Raw genomic sequence first — 18,613 nt, 5'->3', positions numbered from 1 at the left:
GGCCGCTCACGCCACCGCGGAGGAGATGGCCTCCTCGACCGCGCGAAGCGCGTCGCCGATCGCCTCGGGCCGCGTGCCGCCGCCCTGGGCCACGTCGTCCTTGCCGCCACCGCCACCCCCGAGTGCCTTGGCGGCCACGCCGACGAGCCGGCCCGCCTTCAGGCCCCGCTCGCGTCCCGCCTCGTTGACCGCGGCGACGACGACCGGCCGGTCGGAGGGGGCGCCGGAGACGACGACGACCGCGGCGCGGTCGCCAGGGAACCTGCCGCGCACATCGAGGGCGAGTTTACGCAGGTCGTCGGCGGAGGTGCCATCAGGCGCGCGGTGCGTCACCACGGAGACGCCCTGCACGTCGCGGGCCTGCGCGGCCAGTTCGCCTGCCACCGCGAGCACCTGGGCGGAGCGGAGCTTCTCCAGCTCCTTCTCTGCGGCGCGCAGCCGGGTGACGATGCCCTCGATGCGCTCGGGCAGCTCCTCGCGGCGGGTCTTGAGCTGCTCGCTCAGCTGGGCGACCAGCACGCTCTCGCGGGCCAGGAACCGGAACGCATCGATGCCGACGAGCGCCTCCACGCGGCGCACGCCGGCGCCGATGGACGACTCGCCCAGCACCTTCACCAGGCCGAGCTGGCCGGAGCTGGCCACGTGCGTGCCGCCGCACAGCTCGCGGGAGTAGTCGCCGACCTCGACCACCCGGACCTCGTCGCCGTACTTCTCACCGAACAGCGCGAGCGCGCCCATCGCGCGGGCCTGCGCCTGGCTGGTGTAGAACGCGTTGACCTTGAGGTCGTTGATCAGGATGGCGTTCACCTCGTCCTCGACGTCGCGCAGCATCGACGGGGAGACCGCCCCGGCCGCGGTGAAGTCGAAGCGGAAGCGGCCCGGGGAGTTCTCCGAGCCCGCCTGGGCCGCCGACTCGCCGAGGGCGTTGCGGAACCCGCGGTGGACCAGGTGGGTCGCGGTGTGGCTGCGGGAGATCGCGCGGCGCCGCTCCAGGTCGATGTCGGCCTGCGCCTGGTCGCCGACCCGCACCTCGCCGGTGCGCACCTTGCCGCGGTGCACGACCAGGCCGGGCACCGGCGACTGGACGTCCACGACCTCGATCTCCGCGCCGCCGGTGCGGATCAGGCCCTGGTCGGAGAGCTGACCGCCGCCCTCCGCGTAGAACGGGGTGCGGTCGAGCACGACCTCCAGCGTGGTCCCCGCGCCGGCCGCCGGGACGGACGCGCCGTCGACGAGCAGGCCGATGACGTTCGCCTCGGCGGTGGTGTGGTCGTAGCCGAGGAAGTCGACCTTCCCGGCCTTCTCCAGGATGCCGGTGAACACCGAGATGTCGGCGTTGCCGGTCTTCTTCGCCGCGGCGTCGGCCTTGGCCCGGTCCCGCTGCTCCTTCATGAGCCGGCGGAAGCCCTCCTCGTCCACCTGGAGGCCCTGCTCGGCCGCCATCTCCAGGGTGAGGTCGATCGGGAAGCCGTAGGTGTCGTGGAGCTGGAACGCCTGGTCGCCGCTGAGCGTCGCGACGCCCTTGCGCTTGGTCTCCTCCACGGCGACGTCGAAGATCGCCGTGCCGGTGCGGAGCGTGCCGAGGAACGACGCCTCCTCGGCGTCGACGACCGTGTGGATGTTGGCGGCGTCGGCCTTGAGCTCGGGGTACTGCTCGCCCATCACGTCGATGGTGACGGCGGTGAGCGCGTGCAGGTGCCGCTCCTCGCCCGCGCCGAGCAGGCGGAGGTTGCGGATCGCGCGGCGCAGCATGCGGCGCAGCACGTAGCCGCGGCCCTCGTTGGACGGCAGCACGCCGTCGCCGACGAGCATGACGCCCGCCCGCATGTGGTCGGCGATCACCCGCAGCGACACGTCGGCGCGCTTGTCGCGCCCGTAGCGCGACCGGGTGAGCTCGGCCGCCGTGTCGAGGATCTTGTACGTCGTGTCGATCTCGTAGATGTTGTCGACGCCCTGCAGGATGGCCGCCATGCGCTCCAGGCCCATGCCGGTGTCGATGTTCTTCGCCGGCAGCTCGCCCGCGACGTCAAAGTCGATCTTGCTGCGGACCTTGCTGAGCTGGAACTGCATGAAGACGAGGTTCCACACCTCGAGGTAGCGGTTCTCGTCGGCGATCGGCCCGCCCTCGCGGCCGTACTCGGGGCCGCGGTCGTAGTAGATCTCCGAGCACGGCCCGCCGGGCCCGGCGACGCCCATGTGCCAGTAGTTGTCGGCGAGGTCGCGGCGCTGGATGCGGTCGAGCGGCAGCCCCACCTTGCGGTGCCAGATGTCCTGGGCCTCGTCGTCGTCCAGGTAGACGGTCGCCCACAGGCGGTCCTCGGGGAAGCCGAAGCCGCCGTCGGACTCGGGCCGGGTCAGCAGCTCCCAGGCGAACGGGATCGCCTGCTCCTTGAAGTAGTCGCCGAAGGAGAAGTTGCCGAGCATCTGGAAGAAGCTGGCGTGCCGGGTGGTCTTGCCGACCTCGTCGATGTCGAGGGTGCGCATGACCTTCTGCGCGCTGGTCGCCCGCCGGTACGGCGGCGTCTGCTGCGCCAGGAAGAAGGGCTTGAACGGGACCATCCCCGCGTTCACGAGAAGCAGTGTCGGGTCCTCGGCGACCAGGCTGGCCGAGGGCACGACTGTGTGCCCGCGCTCCTCGAAGAAGCGCAGGAAGCGGCGCGCGATCTCTGCCGACTCCATTTCAGCGGCCGTCCTTTACGTCGTAGATTCTGTTCTTGCCTGTGGTGGTCTTGCCTGTGGTGGTCTTGCCTGTGGTGGTTCCATCAACCGTGTCGAGTCCGAACTCGGCACGCAACTCGGTTTCCCTGCTCGCCGACAGGTGGCGCACCTCGCCGGCGAAGTCCCTGAGCTGGTCCGCGAGGGTCACCGCGCGGTCGGCGGTGCGCCTGGCGACGTGGTCGGGCCGCAACGTCTGAAGCTTACGCATGGTCCAGACCGTGAGGAACGCGCCCAGGGACATGTAGAAGAGCCGTCGGATCATCCGCGTCCCCTCCCGATCGCCCGGCGCTCCACGGCGCGCTCGGCCGCGTGCCTTTCGCTGATCCTGTCCCCGGTGCGCGGGCCGCCGCGGGCGACCCTCCGGGCCGGGGCCCTGCGGGCGGCGCGCCGGGCCAGCGCCAGGCGGAAGCCGTCCCGGAATGCGGAGATCTTGAGCACCGGACCGGCGAACAGCGTGGACGCCACCCCGGTGATCTTGACCATGTTGCCGCTGACGTCACGCATGTTGTCCGTGATCTCCTCGGCCGCCACCAGCCGCCGGTTGGCCTCGGAGACGGTCTGGCTCATGTCGTCGAGGAGGGGGGCGATGCGGTCGCTCAGCTCGGCCACCGACTTGCGGGTCTCGGTCAGCAGTCTGGCCAGTCTGACCAGTACGACGACCATGAAGCAGACCAGGATCACCCAGAAAATGGCGACCACGAGGCCCGCCAGCTCTCCCGCGGTAAGCATGTGCCGATCTCCCTAGATCAACGGAGCTGGAATGGCAAGACCTTACCGCGAACGCCCTGCCCGCCGTTCCGCACCACACACACCGGACCGCACACCGGCGGCGCTCAGCCTCCCCGCAGGAAGCTCCGGATCTTCGCCCAGCGCTCGGCGAACCGCGACTCCGCTCCGTGCGTGGTCGGCTCGTAGTAGCGGCGCTCCCGCAGTTCCTCGGGGGCGTAGTCCTGGCGGACGAGGCCGTGCTCGAAGTCGTGCGGGTACTGGTAGCCCCTGCCGTGGCCGAGCTTCTTCGCGCCCGGGTAGTGGGCGTCGCGCAGGTGGTCGGGGACGCGGCCCACCATGCCGCGCCGCACGTCGTCGGAGGCCGCGCCGATCGCCTTCACGACCGCGTTCGACTTGGGCGCCAGCGCGCAGTGGATGACGGCCTGGGCGAGGTTGATCCTGCCCTCGGGCAGGCCGATGAACTCCACGGCCTGGGCGGCGGCCACCGCGACCTGCAGGCACGTGGGGTCGGCCATCCCCACGTCCTCACTGGCGAAGATCACGATCCGGCGGGCGATGAACCGCGGGTCCTCCCCCGCCTCCACCATCCGCGCGAGGTAGTGCAGCGCCGCGTCGGCGTCCGAGCCCCGCATGCTCTTGATGAACGCGCTGACCACGTCGTAGTGCTGGTCGCCCTGCCGGTCGTAGCGCACGGCCGCCTTGTCGACGGCCTTCTCCACGACCTCGACCGTGACGTCGTCGGCCAGCATCGCCGCGGCTTCCAGGTAGGTCAGCGAGCGCCGGGCGTCGCCGCCGGCCAGCCGTACGAGCTGGTCGAGGGCGTCGGGGTGCAGCGTGACGCGCCCGCCGAGGCCGCGCGGGTCGACTACCGCGCGCTCCAGGACGGCGCGGACGTCGTCTTCGGCCAGCGGCTCCAGGGTGAGCAGCAGCGAGCGGGACAGCAGCGGGGAGATGACGGAGAAGAACGGGTTCTCCGTGGTCGCGCCGATGAACGTGACCCAGCGGTTCTCCACCGCCGGCAGCAGCGCGTCCTGCTGCGCCTTGTTGAACCGGTGGACCTCGTCCACGAACAGCACGGTCTGCCTGCCGGTCATGCCGAGCTCGCGACGGGCCTGGTCGATGGCGGCGCGCACGTCCTTGACCCCGACGGAGACGGCGGAGATCTCCACGAACCTCCGCTTGGTCGCGCCCGCCACGACGTACGCCAGCGTGGTCTTGCCGGTGCCCGGGGGTCCCCACAGGAACAGCGACATCGGGGCGTCGCTCTCCACCAGCCGGCGCAGCGGCGTGCCGGATCCCAGCAGGTGCCGCTGGCCGATCACCTCCTCCAGCGAGCGCGGCCGCATCCGCACGGCCAGCGGCTCCTGGCCCCGGTGCGCCTCCTCGGCGGCCGAATCGAACAGGCTCTCCACATCGCCGACACTACCGTCAGCCGCCCCACACGGCCGTCGCCCCGGTGTGCCCGGTCCGTACGACGTAGTAGCCGACGGCCACGGCGAGGATCACGGCGGCGGCCGACACGAGCAGGACGCCCACCCGCGAGCCGGCGCCCTGGGGGGCGCGGCGGGCCCGGGTGAGCCACACCATCAGCAGGGACGCGACGGTCAGGAGCGCGGTCATCGGCACGAGGGTCTCCGCGAACCCGCTGTGGACCCCGATCGCCGGGGAGGGCCGGCCCTGGAACATCCGGTGCTCCAGCGCCTCCCCGCTCTCCTTGGCCGCGAACACCGCGCCGAGGGCCACCACGGCGGTCACGACCAGGGCCCAGTCGAGCTTGTGCCGCAGGCGGGGCAGCGCGGCGTACGCGATCGACAGCGCCGCGAGGAGCGGCGCGAAGATCACCGCCGCGTGGACGATGAGAGCATGGGCTGGGAGTCCGAAGACCTGATCGAACATCGTGCATCGCTCCTGAGACGGCAACCGGGGACGCGGATTGCGGGCCGTATCCGGTGTACGGATTCGCTCGGCAGGAGGTTCCCAGGCAGATCTGAGAGCAAGATGAGCGCAAACTGTCCTGATACCCCTGGGACGTCTGCTTTACACGAAGCCGACGGGATCACGGATAGAGTGGCGCATCAGTCATAACAAAAGGGGAAAGGGAAGGCATAGCGGTGACCGACACTGATCGGCAGAAGCAACCGGCTTCGCGCGTGAGCACGGCCGGGCGCGCGACCACCCCTCGTCGCCGCCTGCGTGGCACCCTCGGCGCCGGGCTGGGGCTCCTCGCGCTGGCGGGCAGCCTGGTGGCCTGCAGTGACGGCTCGGCCGAGAACACAGCCGAGGCCACTCCGTCGGCCTCCGCCTCGCCCACCGCGTCGGACGGTCCCACCGTGACGCACACCGAGCTGGCCGATCCCACACCGGAGGCCAAGCCCACCAACCTGCGCCAGGTCACCTGCGAGTACCGCAAGGACGACTCGGGCGCCCCGTCGAAGTTCGTGGGCTTCCCGCCCAGCAAGCTGAGCAGGCCGGTCATCGCGGCCAAGCAGATGGTCATCACCACGAACCAGGGTCGGATCGTCATCGACCTGGCCACCAAGGACGTGCCGTGCGCGGTGAACTCCTTCGCGTTCCTGGCCAAGAAGAACTTCTTCGACAACACCGTCTGCCACCGCCTCGCGACGGTGGAGACCGTCGGCCTCGGCATGCTGCAGTGCGGCGACCCTCTGGCCAAGGGCGACGGCAAGAGCAAGGATGACGGCTCGGGCGGCCCGGGATACCTGTTCAACGACGAGAACCTCGGCGGCCTGCCGCTCAGCCGCGGCACGGTCGGGCTGGCGCAGGCCACGGAGGACGCCAACTCCAACGGCAGCCAGTTCTTCATCTCCTTCACGGACGAGAACACGCAGCTGACCGCCATGGGCGCCGCCTTCACGATGATCGGTGTCGTGACCAAGGGCATGGACGTCATCGACAAGATCGCCAAGGGCGGCATCATCCCGTTCAACGACGACCCCACGGCCGACGTGCGGGGCGAGGGCTCCAACGCCCCCAAGAGGAAGGTCGTGATCAAGGACGTGGCCATCGTCTGAGCGTCCCGACGCGCGACGGCCCCCGCGACCGGTGTCGCGGGGGCCGTCCTGTGTCTGGATCAGCTCTGCTGTGCGGCGGGCTCGGGCTTGTCGCCCTTCGGCGTGGCGTCCACGCCGGCCTCCTTGCGCTGCTCCACGCTGATCGGGGTGGGCGCCCCGCTCAGCGGGTCGTAGCCGGACGCCGTCTTCGGGAACGCGATCACGTCCCGGATCGACTCGCCGCCCGCCAGCAGCATGCAGACGCGGTCCCAGCCGTAGGCGATGCCTCCGTGCGGCGGCGGGCCGTACTTGAACGCCTCGAGCAGCCAGCCGAACTTGCTCTCGGCCTCCTCCTTGGAGATGCCGAGCACGTCGAACACGCGCTGCTGCATCTCGGCGCGGTGGATACGGATCGAGCCGCCGCCGATCTCCATGCCGTTGCAGACCATGTCGTACGCGTACGCCAGGGCCTCGCCGGGGTTGTCCTGGAAGGTGTCGGCCCACTCCGGCTTCGGAGAGGTGAACGGGTGGTGGACCGGGGTCCAGCCGACCTCGCCGCCCTTCTCGTCAAACACAGGCTCGAACATGGGGGCGTCGACGATCCACAGGAACGACCACTGCGACTCGTCGATCAGCTCGCAGCGGCGGCCGATCTCCAGGCGGGCCGCGCCGAGCAGGTCGCGGGAGGCCGCGGGCGCGCCGGCCGCGAAGAAGATGGCGTCGCCGGGCTTGGCGCCGGTCGCCCCGGCGAGGCCGGCCAGCTCGGTCTCCGAGAGGTTCTTGGCCACCGGGCCGCCCAGCGTGCCGTCCTCCTGCACCAGCACGTACGCCAGGCCGCGCGCCCCGCGCGACTTGGCCCACTCCTGCCAGGCGTCGAGCTCCTTGCGGGTCTGCGAGGCGCCGCCCGGCATCACGACCGCGCCCACGTACGGCGCCTGGAAGACGCGGAACGAGGTGCCGGAGAAGTAGTCGGTGAGGTCGGTCAGCTCGACGCCGAAGCGCAGGTCGGGCTTGTCCGAGCCATACCGCGCCATCGCCTCGGCGTACGTCATCCGGGGCAGCGGCGTGGGCAGCTCGTAGCCGAGCGTCTCCTTCCAGATCCGCGCGATGAGCGCCTCGCCCAGCTCGATCACGTCGTCCTGGTCCACGAACGACATCTCGATGTCGATCTGGGTGAACTCGGGCTGCCGGTCGGCCCGCAGGTCCTCGTCCCGGAAGCAGCGGGCGAGCTGGTAGTAACGCTCCAGGCCGGAGACCATGAGGAGCTGCTTGAACAGCTGCGGCGACTGCGGCAGGGCGTACCAGTTGCCCGGCTGGAGCCGTACGGGCACCAGGAAGTCGCGTGCGCCCTCGGGCGTCGAGCGGGTCAGGTTCGGGGTCTCGACGTAGACGAACCCGCGCTCGCGCATGACCTCGTTGGCGAGGTAGGTCGCCTGCGAGCGGATCCGCAGCGCGTCGGCGATCCGCTGGCGGCGGATGTCGAGGTAGCGGTACTTCAGCCGGGCCTCCTCCGACACGCCCGAGCTGCCCTCGATCGGGAACGGCAGCGGCGCCGACTCGCTCAGCACCTCCACCTCGGAGGCGACGACCTCGATCTCGCCCGTGGGCAGATCGGGGTTCTCGTTGCCGGCCGGGCGCTGGCGTACCTCGCCTGTGACCTTCACGCAGTACTCCGCGCGCAGGTCGTGGGCGTGGTCCTCCTCGCGGAAGACCACCTGGGCCGAGCCGGAGGCGTCGCGCAGGTCGATGAAGACCACGCCGCCGTGGTCGCGCCGGCGCGCCACCCATCCGGCCAGCGTCACCTTCTGGCCCGCGTGCTCCTTGCGGAGCGTGCCTGCCTCGTGGGTGCGGATCACGAGAGTTTCCCCTTCAAGAACGCGACGACCTCCGCGAGCGGAACCGCGGTCTGGTCGGCTGTGGTCAGGTCCTTCACTTGCACGGCTCCCGCCTCGATATCTCGGTCGCCGAGGATGAGCGCGTACCGCGCGCCGCTGCGGTCGGCGGCCTTCATCGCGCCCTTGACGCCACGGCCGCCGAAGGCCATGTCGACCGCGAGACCGGCCCGGCGCAGCTCGCTCACGAGCGGGAACACGCGCCGCCTGGCCTCCTCGCCGAGCGGAACGGCGAACACCTCGACACCGCCGGGCCGCTCGGCCAGCAGGCCCTCGGCCTCCATCGCCAGCACCGTGCGGTCGACCCCGAGGGCCCAGCCCACGCTGGGCAGCGCCGGGCCGCCGATCTGCTCGCTCAGCCCGTCGTAGCGCCCTCCCCCGCCGACCGCCGACTGGGCGCCCAGGCCGTCGTGCAGGAACTCGAAGGTCGTTCGCGTGTAGTAGTCCAGGCCGCGCACGAGCCGGGGGTCGTCCTCGTACGCCACGCCGGCGGCCGTCAGCAGGCCCCTGACCTCCTCGTGGTAGGCCTTGCAGGCCCCGCACAGGTGATCGGTGACCAGCGGCGCGTTCTCCAGCTGCGCGCGCACCTCGGGGCGCTTGTCGTCGAGCACGCGCAACGGGTTGATCTCGATCCGGTCGCGGGTGGGCTCGTCGAGGTCCAGACCGCGCAGGAAGTCCTGCAGCGCGGCGCGGTAGGCCGGGCGGCACTCCTTGCAGCCCAGCGAGTTCAGCAGCAGCCGGACGCCGCGCAGGCCCAGCGAGGCGTAGCCGTCCATCGCCAGCACGATCAGCTCGGCGTCGAGCGCCGGGTCCTCGGCCCCCAGGGCCTCCGCCCCCACCTGGGAGAAGTGGCGGTAGCGCCCCGCCTGCGCCCGCTCGTAGCGGAAGTAGCTGCCCGAGTACCAGAGCTTGATCGGCAGCGGCCCGCCGTACAGGCCGTGTTCGAGCACGGCACGCATCACGCTCGCGGTGCCCTCGGGGCGCAGCGTCAGCGACTGGCCGCCCCGGCTCGTGAACGTGTACATCTCCTTGGTCACGATGTCGGTCGACTCGCCGACGCCCCGGGAGAACAGCGCCGTGTCCTCGAAGGCCGGCGTCTCGACGTAGCCGTAGCCGGCGCGGCGGGCCGGCGCGGCCAGGGCGTCCCGTACGGCGAGAGCCCACTCCGAACGCGGGGGCATCCAGTCGAAGGTGCCCTTGGGCGCCTGAAAGGTCATCACAATCCCCTGGTCGGGCCTGCGTGCGGCGCGACGTCCCTGAGGAAGGGGTTGGTCGCGCGCTCGCGGCCGATAGTCGTCTGAGGTCCGTGGCCGGGCAGGACCGTGGTCTCGTCCGGCAGCGTCAGCGTCTTGGCGAGGCTGCGCAGGATGGCGGCGTAGTCGCCGCCGGGCAGGTCGGTACGGCCGATGGAGCCGGCGAACAGCAGGTCGCCCGCGAACAGGACCTGGGAGTCCTCGACGGGCGTCCGGAACGTCACCGACCCCCCGGTATGGCCCGGCCTGTGCTCGACCGTGAGCTCCAGCCCTGCCAGCGACAGCACGGCGCCGTCGGCCAGCTCCCGCACGTCGTCGGGCTCGGAAAGTTTCAGCCCGCCGAACGCCTGGCCCGCCTGCGGCGGGAATCCCTTCGCCGGGTCCGACAGCAGATCGCGGTCCTCCGGGTGGATCCACGCGGGCACGTCGCGGGCGCCGCACACCGGGGCCACCGACCACACGTGGTCGATGTGGCCGTGGGTGAGCAGCACCGCGACCGGCTTCAGCCTGTGCTCGCGCAGCAGCGCGTCGAGATCCTCCACGGCGTCCTGACCTGGGTCGATGACCACACACTCCTCGCCTGCTGCGGGAGCGACGACGTAACAGTTGGTCTGGAACGACCCTGCGGGAAACCCGGCGACGAGCACGGAAGCGGCCTCTGCGTCTCTACGGATCAATCAAGGATTGCGCGAGCGAATGTAACCGAAGGGTACCGGTGCGGGTCGGCAGGCTGCGAACCAATACCCGTCAGCCGATACGATTCGCCCACCTCAATAGTCATTCTTGGAGCAGTCGAGCCGGATGCTATAGAACGGGCCGCCGTTCCCGGAGCACCTTCCGGGAGTGGCGGACACGCGCCGGCGAGATCGCGTCCGGGCGTTACGACCATGGGAAACAGGACGAGTCGGGAGGTCGAAGTGGTCACCGGCAAGGACCGGCAGAAGCAGCTGGCCCGTGAGCACTACGAACGGCAGCTGCGGACACGCGTGGAACGCGAGCAGAAGTCGCGGCGCAACGCGATCATAGGCACCACCGCGGCCGTGGTGGTGGTGATCGGCGGCGTGGTGGCGGCGACGACCCTTCTCGGCCGCGACGACAGCGACGCGACGGCGGCCGCGTCGGCGTCGGCGAGCAGCAAGCCCGCCGTGAACGACCCCAAGCCGTACGACCCGGCCAAGGGCACCTGCGGCTACGTCGCCGACGAGGGCAGCGGCCAGGTCAAGAACGTCGGCATGCCGCCGGAGAAGGTGAGCACCGCCCCGGCGACCATGACCATCAGGACCAACCTCGGCGACATCGTGGCGAGGCTGGACAGCGAGAAGGCCCCCTGCACGGTCAACTCGTTCAAGTTCCTGGCCTCCAAGGACTACTTCGACAACTCGAAGTGCCACCGGATGGGCACGGACTTCCCGATCCTGCAGTGCGGCGACCCGCTGGCCAAGGCCGACGGCGAGAACCCCACCGACGGTCAGGGCGGCCCCGGCTACCGCTTCGCCAACGAGAACCTGGCGGGCGCGAAGTACACGCGGGGCGTGATCGCGATGGCGAACAGCGGCCCGAACACCAACGGAAGCCAGTTCTTCATCGTGTTCGGGGACACCGGGCTGAGCCCCGACTACACGCCTTTCGGTACGGTGACCAAAGGACTCGAAATCGTGGACAAGGTCGCCAAGAAGGGCGTCATCCCCAGTGCCGGCGGGGACGGCACTGGTGCCCCGAAGCAGCCTGTGGTCATCAAAGACGTGACAATCACCAGCAAGAGCTGACGTAATACAACCAAGGGCACATCGAGCCCTGGAGGCTGATTCAAGTGCGGGAGGACACGGTGAGCACCGACCCGTGGGGCCGGGTAGACGAGGACGGCACCGTCTACGTGCGTACGGCTGAGGGAGAACGGGCCGTCGGGTCCTGGCAGGCCGGCGAGCCGGAGGAAGCGCTGGCCTACTACCGCCGGAAGTTCGACGAGCTGGCGGGCCAGGTGCAGCTCCTGGAGCAGCGGATGCGCGGCACCGACCTCGCGCCGGCCCAGGCCGAGGCGAGCATCGGCAAGCTGCGGGAGTCGGTGGCCGAGGCGCACGCGGTCGGCGACCTCGGCTCGCTGCAGGACCGGCTGACGGCGCTGACCGAGCTGGTCGGCAAGCGGCGCGAGGAGCTGCGGGCGGTGCGCGACCAGGCCCGGGCGCACGCGCGCGAGGTGAAGGAGCGCATCGTCGCCGAGGCCGAGCGCATCGCCGAGGAGACGACGCACTGGAAGTCCGGCGGCGAGCGGCTGCGGCAGCTCGTCGAGGAGTGGAAGGCCGCCGAGCGGGTCGACCGGGCCACCGAGGCGACGCTGTGGAAGAGGCTGTCCACGGCGCGTACGGCCTTCGCCAAGCGGCGCAAGGCGTACTTCTCCTCGCTCGACCAGCAGCGCGACGCGGTGCGCGGCACCAAGGAGCGCATCGTGAGCGAGGCGGAGGCGCTGGCGGACTCGACGGACTGGAACGCCACCGCGGCGGCCTACCGGGAGCTGATGCACCAGTGGAAGGCCGCGGGGCGCGCCTCCCGTGAGGTCGAGGACGAGCTGTGGACGCGCTTCAAGGGCGCCCAGGACCAGTTCTTCCAGGCCCGCTCGGCGGTGTTCGCGGAGCGGGACGCCTCCTTCGCGGCCAACGCGGAGGTGAAGGAGGCTCTGCTGGCCGAGGCCGAGAAGCTGCTGCCGGTCACCGACGCGCGTGCCGCGCGCACGGCGCTGCGGCACCTCCTGGAGCGCTGGGAGGCCGCCGGCCCGGTGCCGCGCGACCAGCGCGACCGCCTGGAGGGCGGGCTGCGCAAGGTCGACGACGCGGTCCGCAGGGCCGAGGACTCCGAGTGGAAGCGCTCCAACCCCGAGGCCAGGGCCCGCGCCCAGGACACGGTCAACCAGCTCCGCAGGTCCATCGACCAGTTGGAGACCCGGCTGACCAAGGCCCAGACGGCCGGCCGGGACAAGGACGTCAAGGAGGCGGAGGAGGCGCTGGCCGCCCGCCGTTCCTGGCTCCAGGAGGCGGAGCGGACGCTCGCCGAGTTCTCCTGACCGGCCCGGAGTACGACGCTTCGATCCCGGCGTGACCGCGAGTCACGCCGGGATCGCCGTCTCCGGGGATTCCGCTAGCTGGTGACGCGGTAGACGTCGTAGACGCCCCCGACGTTGCGCACCGCCTTGAGCACGTGGCCGAGGTGCTTGGGGTCGCCCATCTCGAAGGTGAACTTGCTGATCGCCACCCGGTCGCGGCTGGTCGTCACCGAGGCCGACAGGATGTTCACGTGCTGGTCGGACAGGGTCCGCGTGACGTCCGACAGCAGGCGGGGCCGGTCGAGGGCCTCCACCTGGATGGCGACGAGGAAGACCGAGTCGTCCCCCGGCGACCAGGAGACCTCCACCAGCCGGTCGGCGTGGGCGCTGAGCTGCCCGACGTTCGGGCAGTTGGTGCGGTGCACGGAGACGCCGTGCCCCCGCGTGACGAACCCGACGATCTCGTCCCCCGGCACCGGGGTGCAGCAGCGCGACAGGCGGACCCACACGTCCGGGTCGCCCGCGACCATCACACCGGCGTTCGAGTTGGCCCTCAGACGGCCCTTGAGCCGCGTGGGGACCTGGGCCTCGGCGATGTCCTCCTCGGCCCCCTCGACGCCGCCCAGGGCCTGTACGAGCTTGTCCACGACCGACTGTGCGGTGAGGTGCCCCTCGCCGACGGCCGCGTACAGGGCCGAGACGTCGGCGTAGCGCAGGTCCCTGGCCAGGGCCAGCAGCGCCTCTCCGGACATGAGCCGCTGCAGCGGCAGGCCCTGCTTGCGCATGGCCCGCCCGATCGCCTCCTTGCCCGCCTCGATGGCGGTCTCGCGGCGCTCCTTGGTGAACCACTGGCGGATCTTGTTGCGGGCCCGGCCGCTCTTGACGAACTTGAGCCAGTCCCTCGACGGCCCCGCGTCCGGCGACTTCGACGTGAAGATCTCGACGGTGTCGCCGTTGCCGAGGCGGGACTCCAGCGGGACCAGCCTGCCGTTCACCCGCGCACCGATACATCGGTGGCCGACCTCGGTGTGCACGGCGTACGCGAAGTCGACCGGGGTGGCGCCCTCGGGCAGGGCGATCACCTGGCCGCGCGGGGTGAAGACGAACACCTCCGACACCGACAGGTCGAAGCGCAGCGACTCCAGGAACTCCCCGGGATCGGAGGTCTCCTTCTGCCAGTCGAGGAGCTGGCGCAGCCAGGCCATGTCGTTGACCTGCTTGACCTTGCCGGGACCTGACCCGGTCATCTCCTCCTTGTACTTCCAGTGCGCGGCCACGCCGTACTCGGCGCGGTTGTGCATGGCCCGCGTGCGGATCTGGAGCTCGATGGCCTTGCCCTCGGGTCCCATGACCGTCGTGTGGAGCGACTGGTACATGTTGAACTTGGGCATCGCGATGTAGTCCTTGAACCGCCCCGGCACCGGCTTCCACTGGGCGTGGATCGTTCCGAGCGCGGCGTAGCAGTCGCGGACCGTGTCGACCAGGACGCGGATGCCCACCAGGTCGTAGATGTCGTCGAAGGCCACGCCCTTGGCGATCATCTTCTGGTAGATCGAGTAGTAGTGCTTGGGCCGGCCGCGCACCGTCGCCTTGATCTTCGCCTCGCGCAGGTCGGCGGAGACCTTCTCGATGACCTCGTGCAGGAACAGGTCGCGCCGCGGCGCGCGCTCCGACACCATCCGGGCGATCTCGTCGTACCGCTTCGGGTAGAGCATGGCGAACGCGAGGTCCTCCAGCTCCCACTTGATGGTGTTCATGCCGAGCCGGTGGGCCAGCGGCGCGAAGATCTCCAGCGTTTCGCGGGACTTCTGCTGGCGCTTGTGCTCGGGCATGTAGCGCATGGTCCGCATGTTGTGCAGCCGGTCGGCCAGCTTGATCACCAGCACGCGGATGTCGCGCGACATCGCGACGACCATCTTGCGCACGGTCTCCGCCTGCGCCGCGTCGCCGAACTTCACCTTGTCGAGCTTGGTCACGCCGTCGACGAGCAACGCGATGTTGTCGCCGAAGTCGGCTCGTAATTCGTCGAGGCTGTAGGCGGTGTCCTCGACGGTGTCGTGCAACAGGGCGGCGCACAGCGTCTCGTCGTCCGTGCCCAGCTCCGCCAGGATCGTCGCCACCGCGAGCGGGTGGGTGATGTACGGGTCGCCGCTCTTGCGCTTCTGATCGCGGTGGTGGTAAGCGGCGACGTCGTACGCGCGCTCGATCAGCCGCAGGTCCGCCTTGGGATGGGTGGCACGGACCGTCTTGAAGAGCGGTTCCAACACCGGATTCATAGCACCCCACTGCCCCCCGAAACGGGCGAGCCTCCGTCGCGTGGCCGGCGACGCCGGCCTGTCCTCCGGGACCGCCGCAGGGTCGCGCGCCGCGTCGGGGGGCACGTCTGCGACGGGCTCGGGGGCGTCGCGGGAGGTCACTCCGCGATCGACCCGCGCGCTGTCGGGCACGACCACATCACGGGGCACACAGACTCCTCACGTCGAGTCCAGATTCCACAGTGTATCCGTGCTGCCACAGCGCTCTCGGCCGCGTGCCCCCTGACCGGCCCGCGCGGCTCAGACGGTGAGCAGGGTGCGGACGTCCAGGCCCGGCAGCCGGTCGCGGCCGGAGAGGAAGGACAGCTCCATCAGGAAGGACACGGCCACGACCTCCGCGCCCGTCCTTCTGACCAGCTCCACGGCCGCCCGGGCCGTGCCGCCCGTGGCGAGGACGTCGTCCACGATCAAAACCCGGTCGCCGGGGTCGAAGGCGTCGGCGTGCACCTCGATCGTCGCGGAGCCGTACTCCAGATCATAGGACGCCTCGTACGTGTCGGCGGGCAATTTGCCCTTTTTGCGTACTGGTACGAACCCCGCACCGCTGCGGTAGGCCACCGGCGCGGCGAGGATGAAGCCCCGCGCCTCGATGCCGACCACCTTGTCGAACGTCAGGCCGCCCCCGAGCTCGTCCACGACCTGCGTGAAGGCCGCGTGGTCCGCCAGCAGCGGGGTGATGTCCTTGAAGAGGATGCCCGGCTTGGGGTAGTCCGGGACATCCCTGATGAGAGCCGTCCAGTCAGTCACGACGCCCAAGCCTAATGCGATCGGGGAACACGAAGGCGCCCCCGGAACCGGGCGGGTTCCGGGGGCGCCTGCGACGGGCCGGGATCAGCGCTTCTTGCGCTTCTCCGTGGTCGTCGTGGTGACGTTCTGCGAGCCGGCGGAGACGGGCTCCTTGGCCGCACGGGCGGCCTTGGCGGCCGAGGCCTCCTTGGCGTGCACCCGCTGGGCCAGCGCCTGCCACTTGGGCTCCCGCTCCTTGAGCGTGACCAGGATCGGCGTCGCCACGCACAGGGACGAGTAGGTGCCGACGATCATGCCGACGAACAGGGCCAGCGACAGGTCCTTCAGCGTGCCGGCGCCGAGCAGCGTGGTGCCGATGAACAGGATCGCCGCCACCGGCAGGATCGCCACCAGCGAGGTGTTCAGCGACCGGATCAGCGTGTGGCTGAGCGCGTTGTTGGCGGCCTGCGTGTAGGTCATCTTCGCGCTCGTGCCGAGCTTGCCCGTGACCTCCTTGATCATGTCGAAGACGACGACCGCGTCGTACAACGAGTAACCGAGGATCGTGAGGAAGCCGAGCATGGTCGCCGGGGTGACCTCGAAGCCCGACCAGGCGTAGACGCCCGCGGTGATCACGAGGTCGTGGACGAGGGCGACGATCGCCGCGAGGGCCATCCGCCACTCGAAGGCCACCGACAGGTACAGCATGATCGCGATCATGAAGACCACGAGGCCGATCCAGGCCTTCTGCGAGACCTCGCCACCCCAGGTCGCGCCGATGACCTGGGAGCTGACCTGCTCCTCCTGGATGCCGTACTTCTGGGCGACCGTCTGCTGGACCTTGGTCACCTCGTCGCCCTTGAGGCTCTCGGTGGTGACCCGCCAGTTCGGACCGGCCTGCTGCACGATGACCTGGTGGACTCCGGCGTCCGCGACGGTCTCGCGGACCTGTTCGAGGCTGGATCCCGGCGTGCGCTTGAAGTCGAAGACCGAGCCGCCGCGGAACTCCACGCCCAGGTTCAGCCCGTGCAGCGCCAGGCCCAGGATGGAGACGGCCAGCAGGAACATCGACAGGCCGTACCAGGTCTTACGCTTGCCGACGAAGTCGATATTGATGTCGCCGCGGTAGAGGCGGCTGATCACTCCCGGCATCACGCCTCCTGCAGGGTCTGCTCGGCGGGGCTGGTGCGGCCCATGCGCTCCGCGTCGAGTCCGGACAGCTTGTGGCCCTTCGAGAAGAACCGCAACCGCGCCACGAGGGACATCAGCGGCTTGGTGAACAGGAACACCACCACGATGTCGATGAGCGTCGTCAGGCCCATCGCGAACGCGAAGCCGGCCACGTCGCCGACCGCGAGGAAGAAGAGCACCACCGCGGCGATGAACATGACGGCGTCGGCGACCAGGATGGTGCGCCGGGCGCGCCGCCAGGCCACCTCCACCGCCGACCGCAGCGTCCGGTGGCCCTCCTTGATCTCGTCGCGGATCCGTTCGAAGTAGACGATGAACGAGTCCGCGGTGATGCCGATCGAGACGACCAGACCGATGATGTGCGGCAGCGAGAGCCGGAAGCCGGCGTTGTGGCTCAGCACGTCCACCGTCAGGTACGTGAAGACGGTGGCCACACCCAGGCTGGCCATGCCGATGAGCCCCAGGCCGCGGTAGTAGAGCAGCAGGTAGATCATGACGACGATCAGGCCGAGCGCGCCGGAGATGAGGCCGCCGTTGAGCTGGTCCTGGCCGAGGGTCGAGGAGACCGAGACGACCGAGCTCTGCTGGAACTTCAGCGGCAGCGCGCCGTACTTGAGCTGGTCGGCCAGCTCGGTGGCGGTCTTCTGGGTGAAGCTGCCGGAGATGCGGGCGCTGCCGCCGGGGATGGCCTCCTCGATCGTCGGAGCGACGATGACCACGCCGTCCAGCACGTTGGCGAGCTGGTTGCGCGGGGCCGGCAGGCTCGTGATGCGCCGGGTGATGTCGGCGAACAGGGTGGCGCCCTTCGACTTGAAGTCGACCTGGACGATCCACTCACCGGTGGTGGGGTCGGTGCCCGCCTGCGCGCCGCTGATCTCGGTGCCCTGCACCGCGGCCTTGTCCAGGATGTACCGGGCGGAGCCGTCGTCGCTGCAGGCGACGATCTGCTTGTTCGGGTCGTCGATGGCGCCCTGGCCGCGGTTCTTCGCGGTGCAGTTGATCTTGCGGAACTCGGCGATCAGCGCCGGGTCGATGCCGCTGGTGTCCTGACCTGCCAGTGGGTCGCCCGTGTCCTCCGGGCTCTCCGTCGGCGTGGGGCTGGGAGTGGCCGAGGGTGACGCCTTGGCCCGGTTGCCCCGGGCGGTTCCCGCGCCCGCCCTGTGGTGGGTCGTGGCCCTCGTCGAGGTGCTCGGCTCCGGCGACGGCGCGGTCAGCGCCTTCGACAGGGCACGGCCTGCGGGAGACGCGTTGCCGTTCGGAGGCGCGCTCTCCCTGGCCGGCGTGGACTCCTTCGACGTGGCCGCGGGCGTCGCCGTCGCCGACCCGTCGGGGGTGGGAGCCGCGGTGGGCACCTGAGCCGGCTGGTTCGTGGCGGCGGCCACCGCGAGCACCTGCCGCATGCGCAGCTCGGCGGTGGTCGACACCAGCCGGAGCGCCTCGTCCCGGCCCGCGCCCGGAATCTGGATCACGATGTTGTCGTTCGACTTCGCGACCTGGGCGTCGGAGATGCCGGTGCCGTTGACGCGCTGCCGGATGATCGTCACGGCTCGGTCGAGGCTCTCCTGCGACGGCGCCTTCCCGTTCGCCGTGACCGGCGAGAGCGTCACGGTGGTGCCGCCCGCGAGGTCGAGGCCGAACTTGGGGACGAACGCCTTCTGGAGGGCGACTGTCGCGCCCATGACGAGGATGAGCGCAAGGAGCAGCAGGAGTGTGCGTCCAGGCTTGCTCTGGCTACTGGTCGGTG

At 70.3% G+C, this 18,613-nt stretch carries 15 protein-coding genes; 3 read left to right on the top strand and 12 right to left on the bottom strand.

Annotated elements, in window-relative coordinates; all coding sequences use genetic code 11:
- Positions 1-6 precede the first annotated feature (6 nt).
- The 5 genes from alaS to ACQEVJ_RS15750 all read right to left on the bottom strand — a co-directional run bounded on the left by alaS (position 7) and on the right by ACQEVJ_RS15750 (position 5,343).
- Positions 7-2,679 carry an alanine--tRNA ligase gene (alaS, locus tag ACQEVJ_RS15770; RefSeq protein WP_433101550.1) on the bottom strand — a complete coding sequence of 891 codons (2,673 nt, stop codon included), beginning with the start codon at positions 2,677-2,679 and terminating at the stop codon, positions 7-9.
- A 1-nt stretch (position 2,680) separates the two neighbouring features.
- Positions 2,681-2,980, bottom strand: a complete 300-nt coding sequence (locus ACQEVJ_RS15765; RefSeq protein WP_433101548.1) for a hypothetical protein — start codon at positions 2,978-2,980, stop codon at positions 2,681-2,683.
- Positions 2,977-3,447, bottom strand: a complete 471-nt coding sequence (locus tag ACQEVJ_RS15760; RefSeq protein ID WP_433101546.1) for a DUF948 domain-containing protein — start codon at positions 3,445-3,447, stop codon at positions 2,977-2,979. The genes ACQEVJ_RS15765 and ACQEVJ_RS15760 overlap by 4 nt, the downstream gene beginning before the upstream one ends.
- Positions 3,448-3,551: 104 nt before the next feature.
- Positions 3,552-4,859, bottom strand: coding sequence for a replication-associated recombination protein A (locus ACQEVJ_RS15755; protein WP_433101544.1), 1,308 nt, complete (start codon positions 4,857-4,859; stop codon positions 3,552-3,554).
- Between the two features lie 16 nt (positions 4,860-4,875).
- Positions 4,876-5,343, bottom strand: a complete 468-nt coding sequence (locus ACQEVJ_RS15750; RefSeq protein WP_433101542.1) for a hypothetical protein — start codon at positions 5,341-5,343, stop codon at positions 4,876-4,878.
- Positions 5,344-5,558: 215 nt separating this feature from the next.
- Here ACQEVJ_RS15750 and ACQEVJ_RS15745 point away from each other — a divergent pair, with 215 nt between their 5' ends.
- Positions 5,559-6,479 (top strand): peptidylprolyl isomerase, encoded by a 921-nt coding sequence (locus tag ACQEVJ_RS15745; RefSeq protein WP_433101540.1) that lies wholly within the window; start codon positions 5,559-5,561, stop codon positions 6,477-6,479.
- A gap of 59 nt (positions 6,480-6,538) precedes the next feature.
- On the opposite strand, the gene aspS is transcribed toward ACQEVJ_RS15745, so the two are convergent.
- Genes aspS through ACQEVJ_RS15730 form a run of 3 tightly spaced genes read right to left on the bottom strand, consistent with a single transcriptional unit; the run spans position 6,539 to position 10,250 of the window.
- Positions 6,539-8,314 carry an aspartate--tRNA ligase gene (aspS, locus tag ACQEVJ_RS15740; protein ID WP_433101538.1) on the bottom strand — a complete coding sequence of 592 codons (1,776 nt, stop codon included), beginning with the start codon at positions 8,312-8,314 and terminating at the stop codon, positions 6,539-6,541.
- Positions 8,311-9,567: a histidine--tRNA ligase gene (gene hisS / locus ACQEVJ_RS15735; protein WP_433101536.1), complete on the bottom strand. Its 1,257-nt coding sequence runs from the start codon at positions 9,565-9,567 to the stop codon at positions 8,311-8,313. Before hisS ends, aspS begins: the two co-directional genes overlap by 4 nt.
- Positions 9,567-10,250, bottom strand: coding sequence for an MBL fold metallo-hydrolase (locus tag ACQEVJ_RS15730; protein ID WP_433112757.1), 684 nt, complete (start codon positions 10,248-10,250; stop codon positions 9,567-9,569). The genes hisS and ACQEVJ_RS15730 overlap by 1 nt, the downstream gene beginning before the upstream one ends.
- Before the next feature lie 270 nt (positions 10,251-10,520).
- On the opposite strand from ACQEVJ_RS15730, the gene ACQEVJ_RS15725 reads away from it, so the two are divergent.
- Both ACQEVJ_RS15725 and ACQEVJ_RS15720 read left to right on the top strand, forming a co-directional pair.
- The gene (locus ACQEVJ_RS15725) at positions 10,521-11,369 is read left to right on the top strand and encodes a peptidylprolyl isomerase (protein ID WP_433101534.1); all 849 of its coding nucleotides are present in this window, start codon (positions 10,521-10,523) and stop codon (positions 11,367-11,369) included.
- 59 nt (positions 11,370-11,428) lie between these two features.
- Positions 11,429-12,658 carry a DUF349 domain-containing protein gene (locus ACQEVJ_RS15720; RefSeq protein ID WP_433101532.1) on the top strand — a complete coding sequence of 410 codons (1,230 nt, stop codon included), beginning with the start codon at positions 11,429-11,431 and terminating at the stop codon, positions 12,656-12,658.
- A gap of 74 nt (positions 12,659-12,732) precedes the next feature.
- Here ACQEVJ_RS15720 and ACQEVJ_RS15715 read toward each other — a convergent pair whose 3' ends face one another.
- The 4 genes from ACQEVJ_RS15715 to secD form a co-directional block, all read right to left on the bottom strand.
- Complete coding sequence (locus ACQEVJ_RS15715; RefSeq protein WP_433101530.1) at positions 12,733-14,913, bottom strand: RelA/SpoT family protein; 2,181 nt, start codon at positions 14,911-14,913, stop codon at positions 12,733-12,735.
- 279 nt (positions 14,914-15,192) lie between these two features.
- Positions 15,193-15,699 (bottom strand): adenine phosphoribosyltransferase, encoded by a 507-nt coding sequence (locus ACQEVJ_RS15710; RefSeq protein WP_433101528.1) that lies wholly within the window; start codon positions 15,697-15,699, stop codon positions 15,193-15,195.
- A gap of 84 nt (positions 15,700-15,783) precedes the next feature.
- Positions 15,784-16,830, bottom strand: coding sequence for a protein translocase subunit SecF (gene secF, locus ACQEVJ_RS15705; RefSeq protein ID WP_433101526.1), 1,047 nt, complete (start codon positions 16,828-16,830; stop codon positions 15,784-15,786).
- On the bottom strand, positions 16,830-18,548 hold the full coding sequence (gene secD, locus ACQEVJ_RS15700) for a protein translocase subunit SecD (RefSeq protein ID WP_433101524.1): 1,719 nt from the start codon (positions 18,546-18,548) through the stop codon (positions 16,830-16,832). Before secD ends, secF begins: the two co-directional genes overlap by 1 nt.
- Positions 18,549-18,613 lie beyond the last annotated feature (65 nt).

The sequence above is a fragment of the Microbispora sp. CA-102843 genome, assembly GCF_050936215.1.
In the GTDB taxonomy this organism is placed as follows: Bacteria; Actinomycetota; Actinomycetes; order Streptosporangiales; family Streptosporangiaceae; genus Microbispora.
The sequence above is the reverse complement of the archived record's forward strand: the minus strand, read 5'-3'. Positions and strand labels throughout refer to the sequence as shown.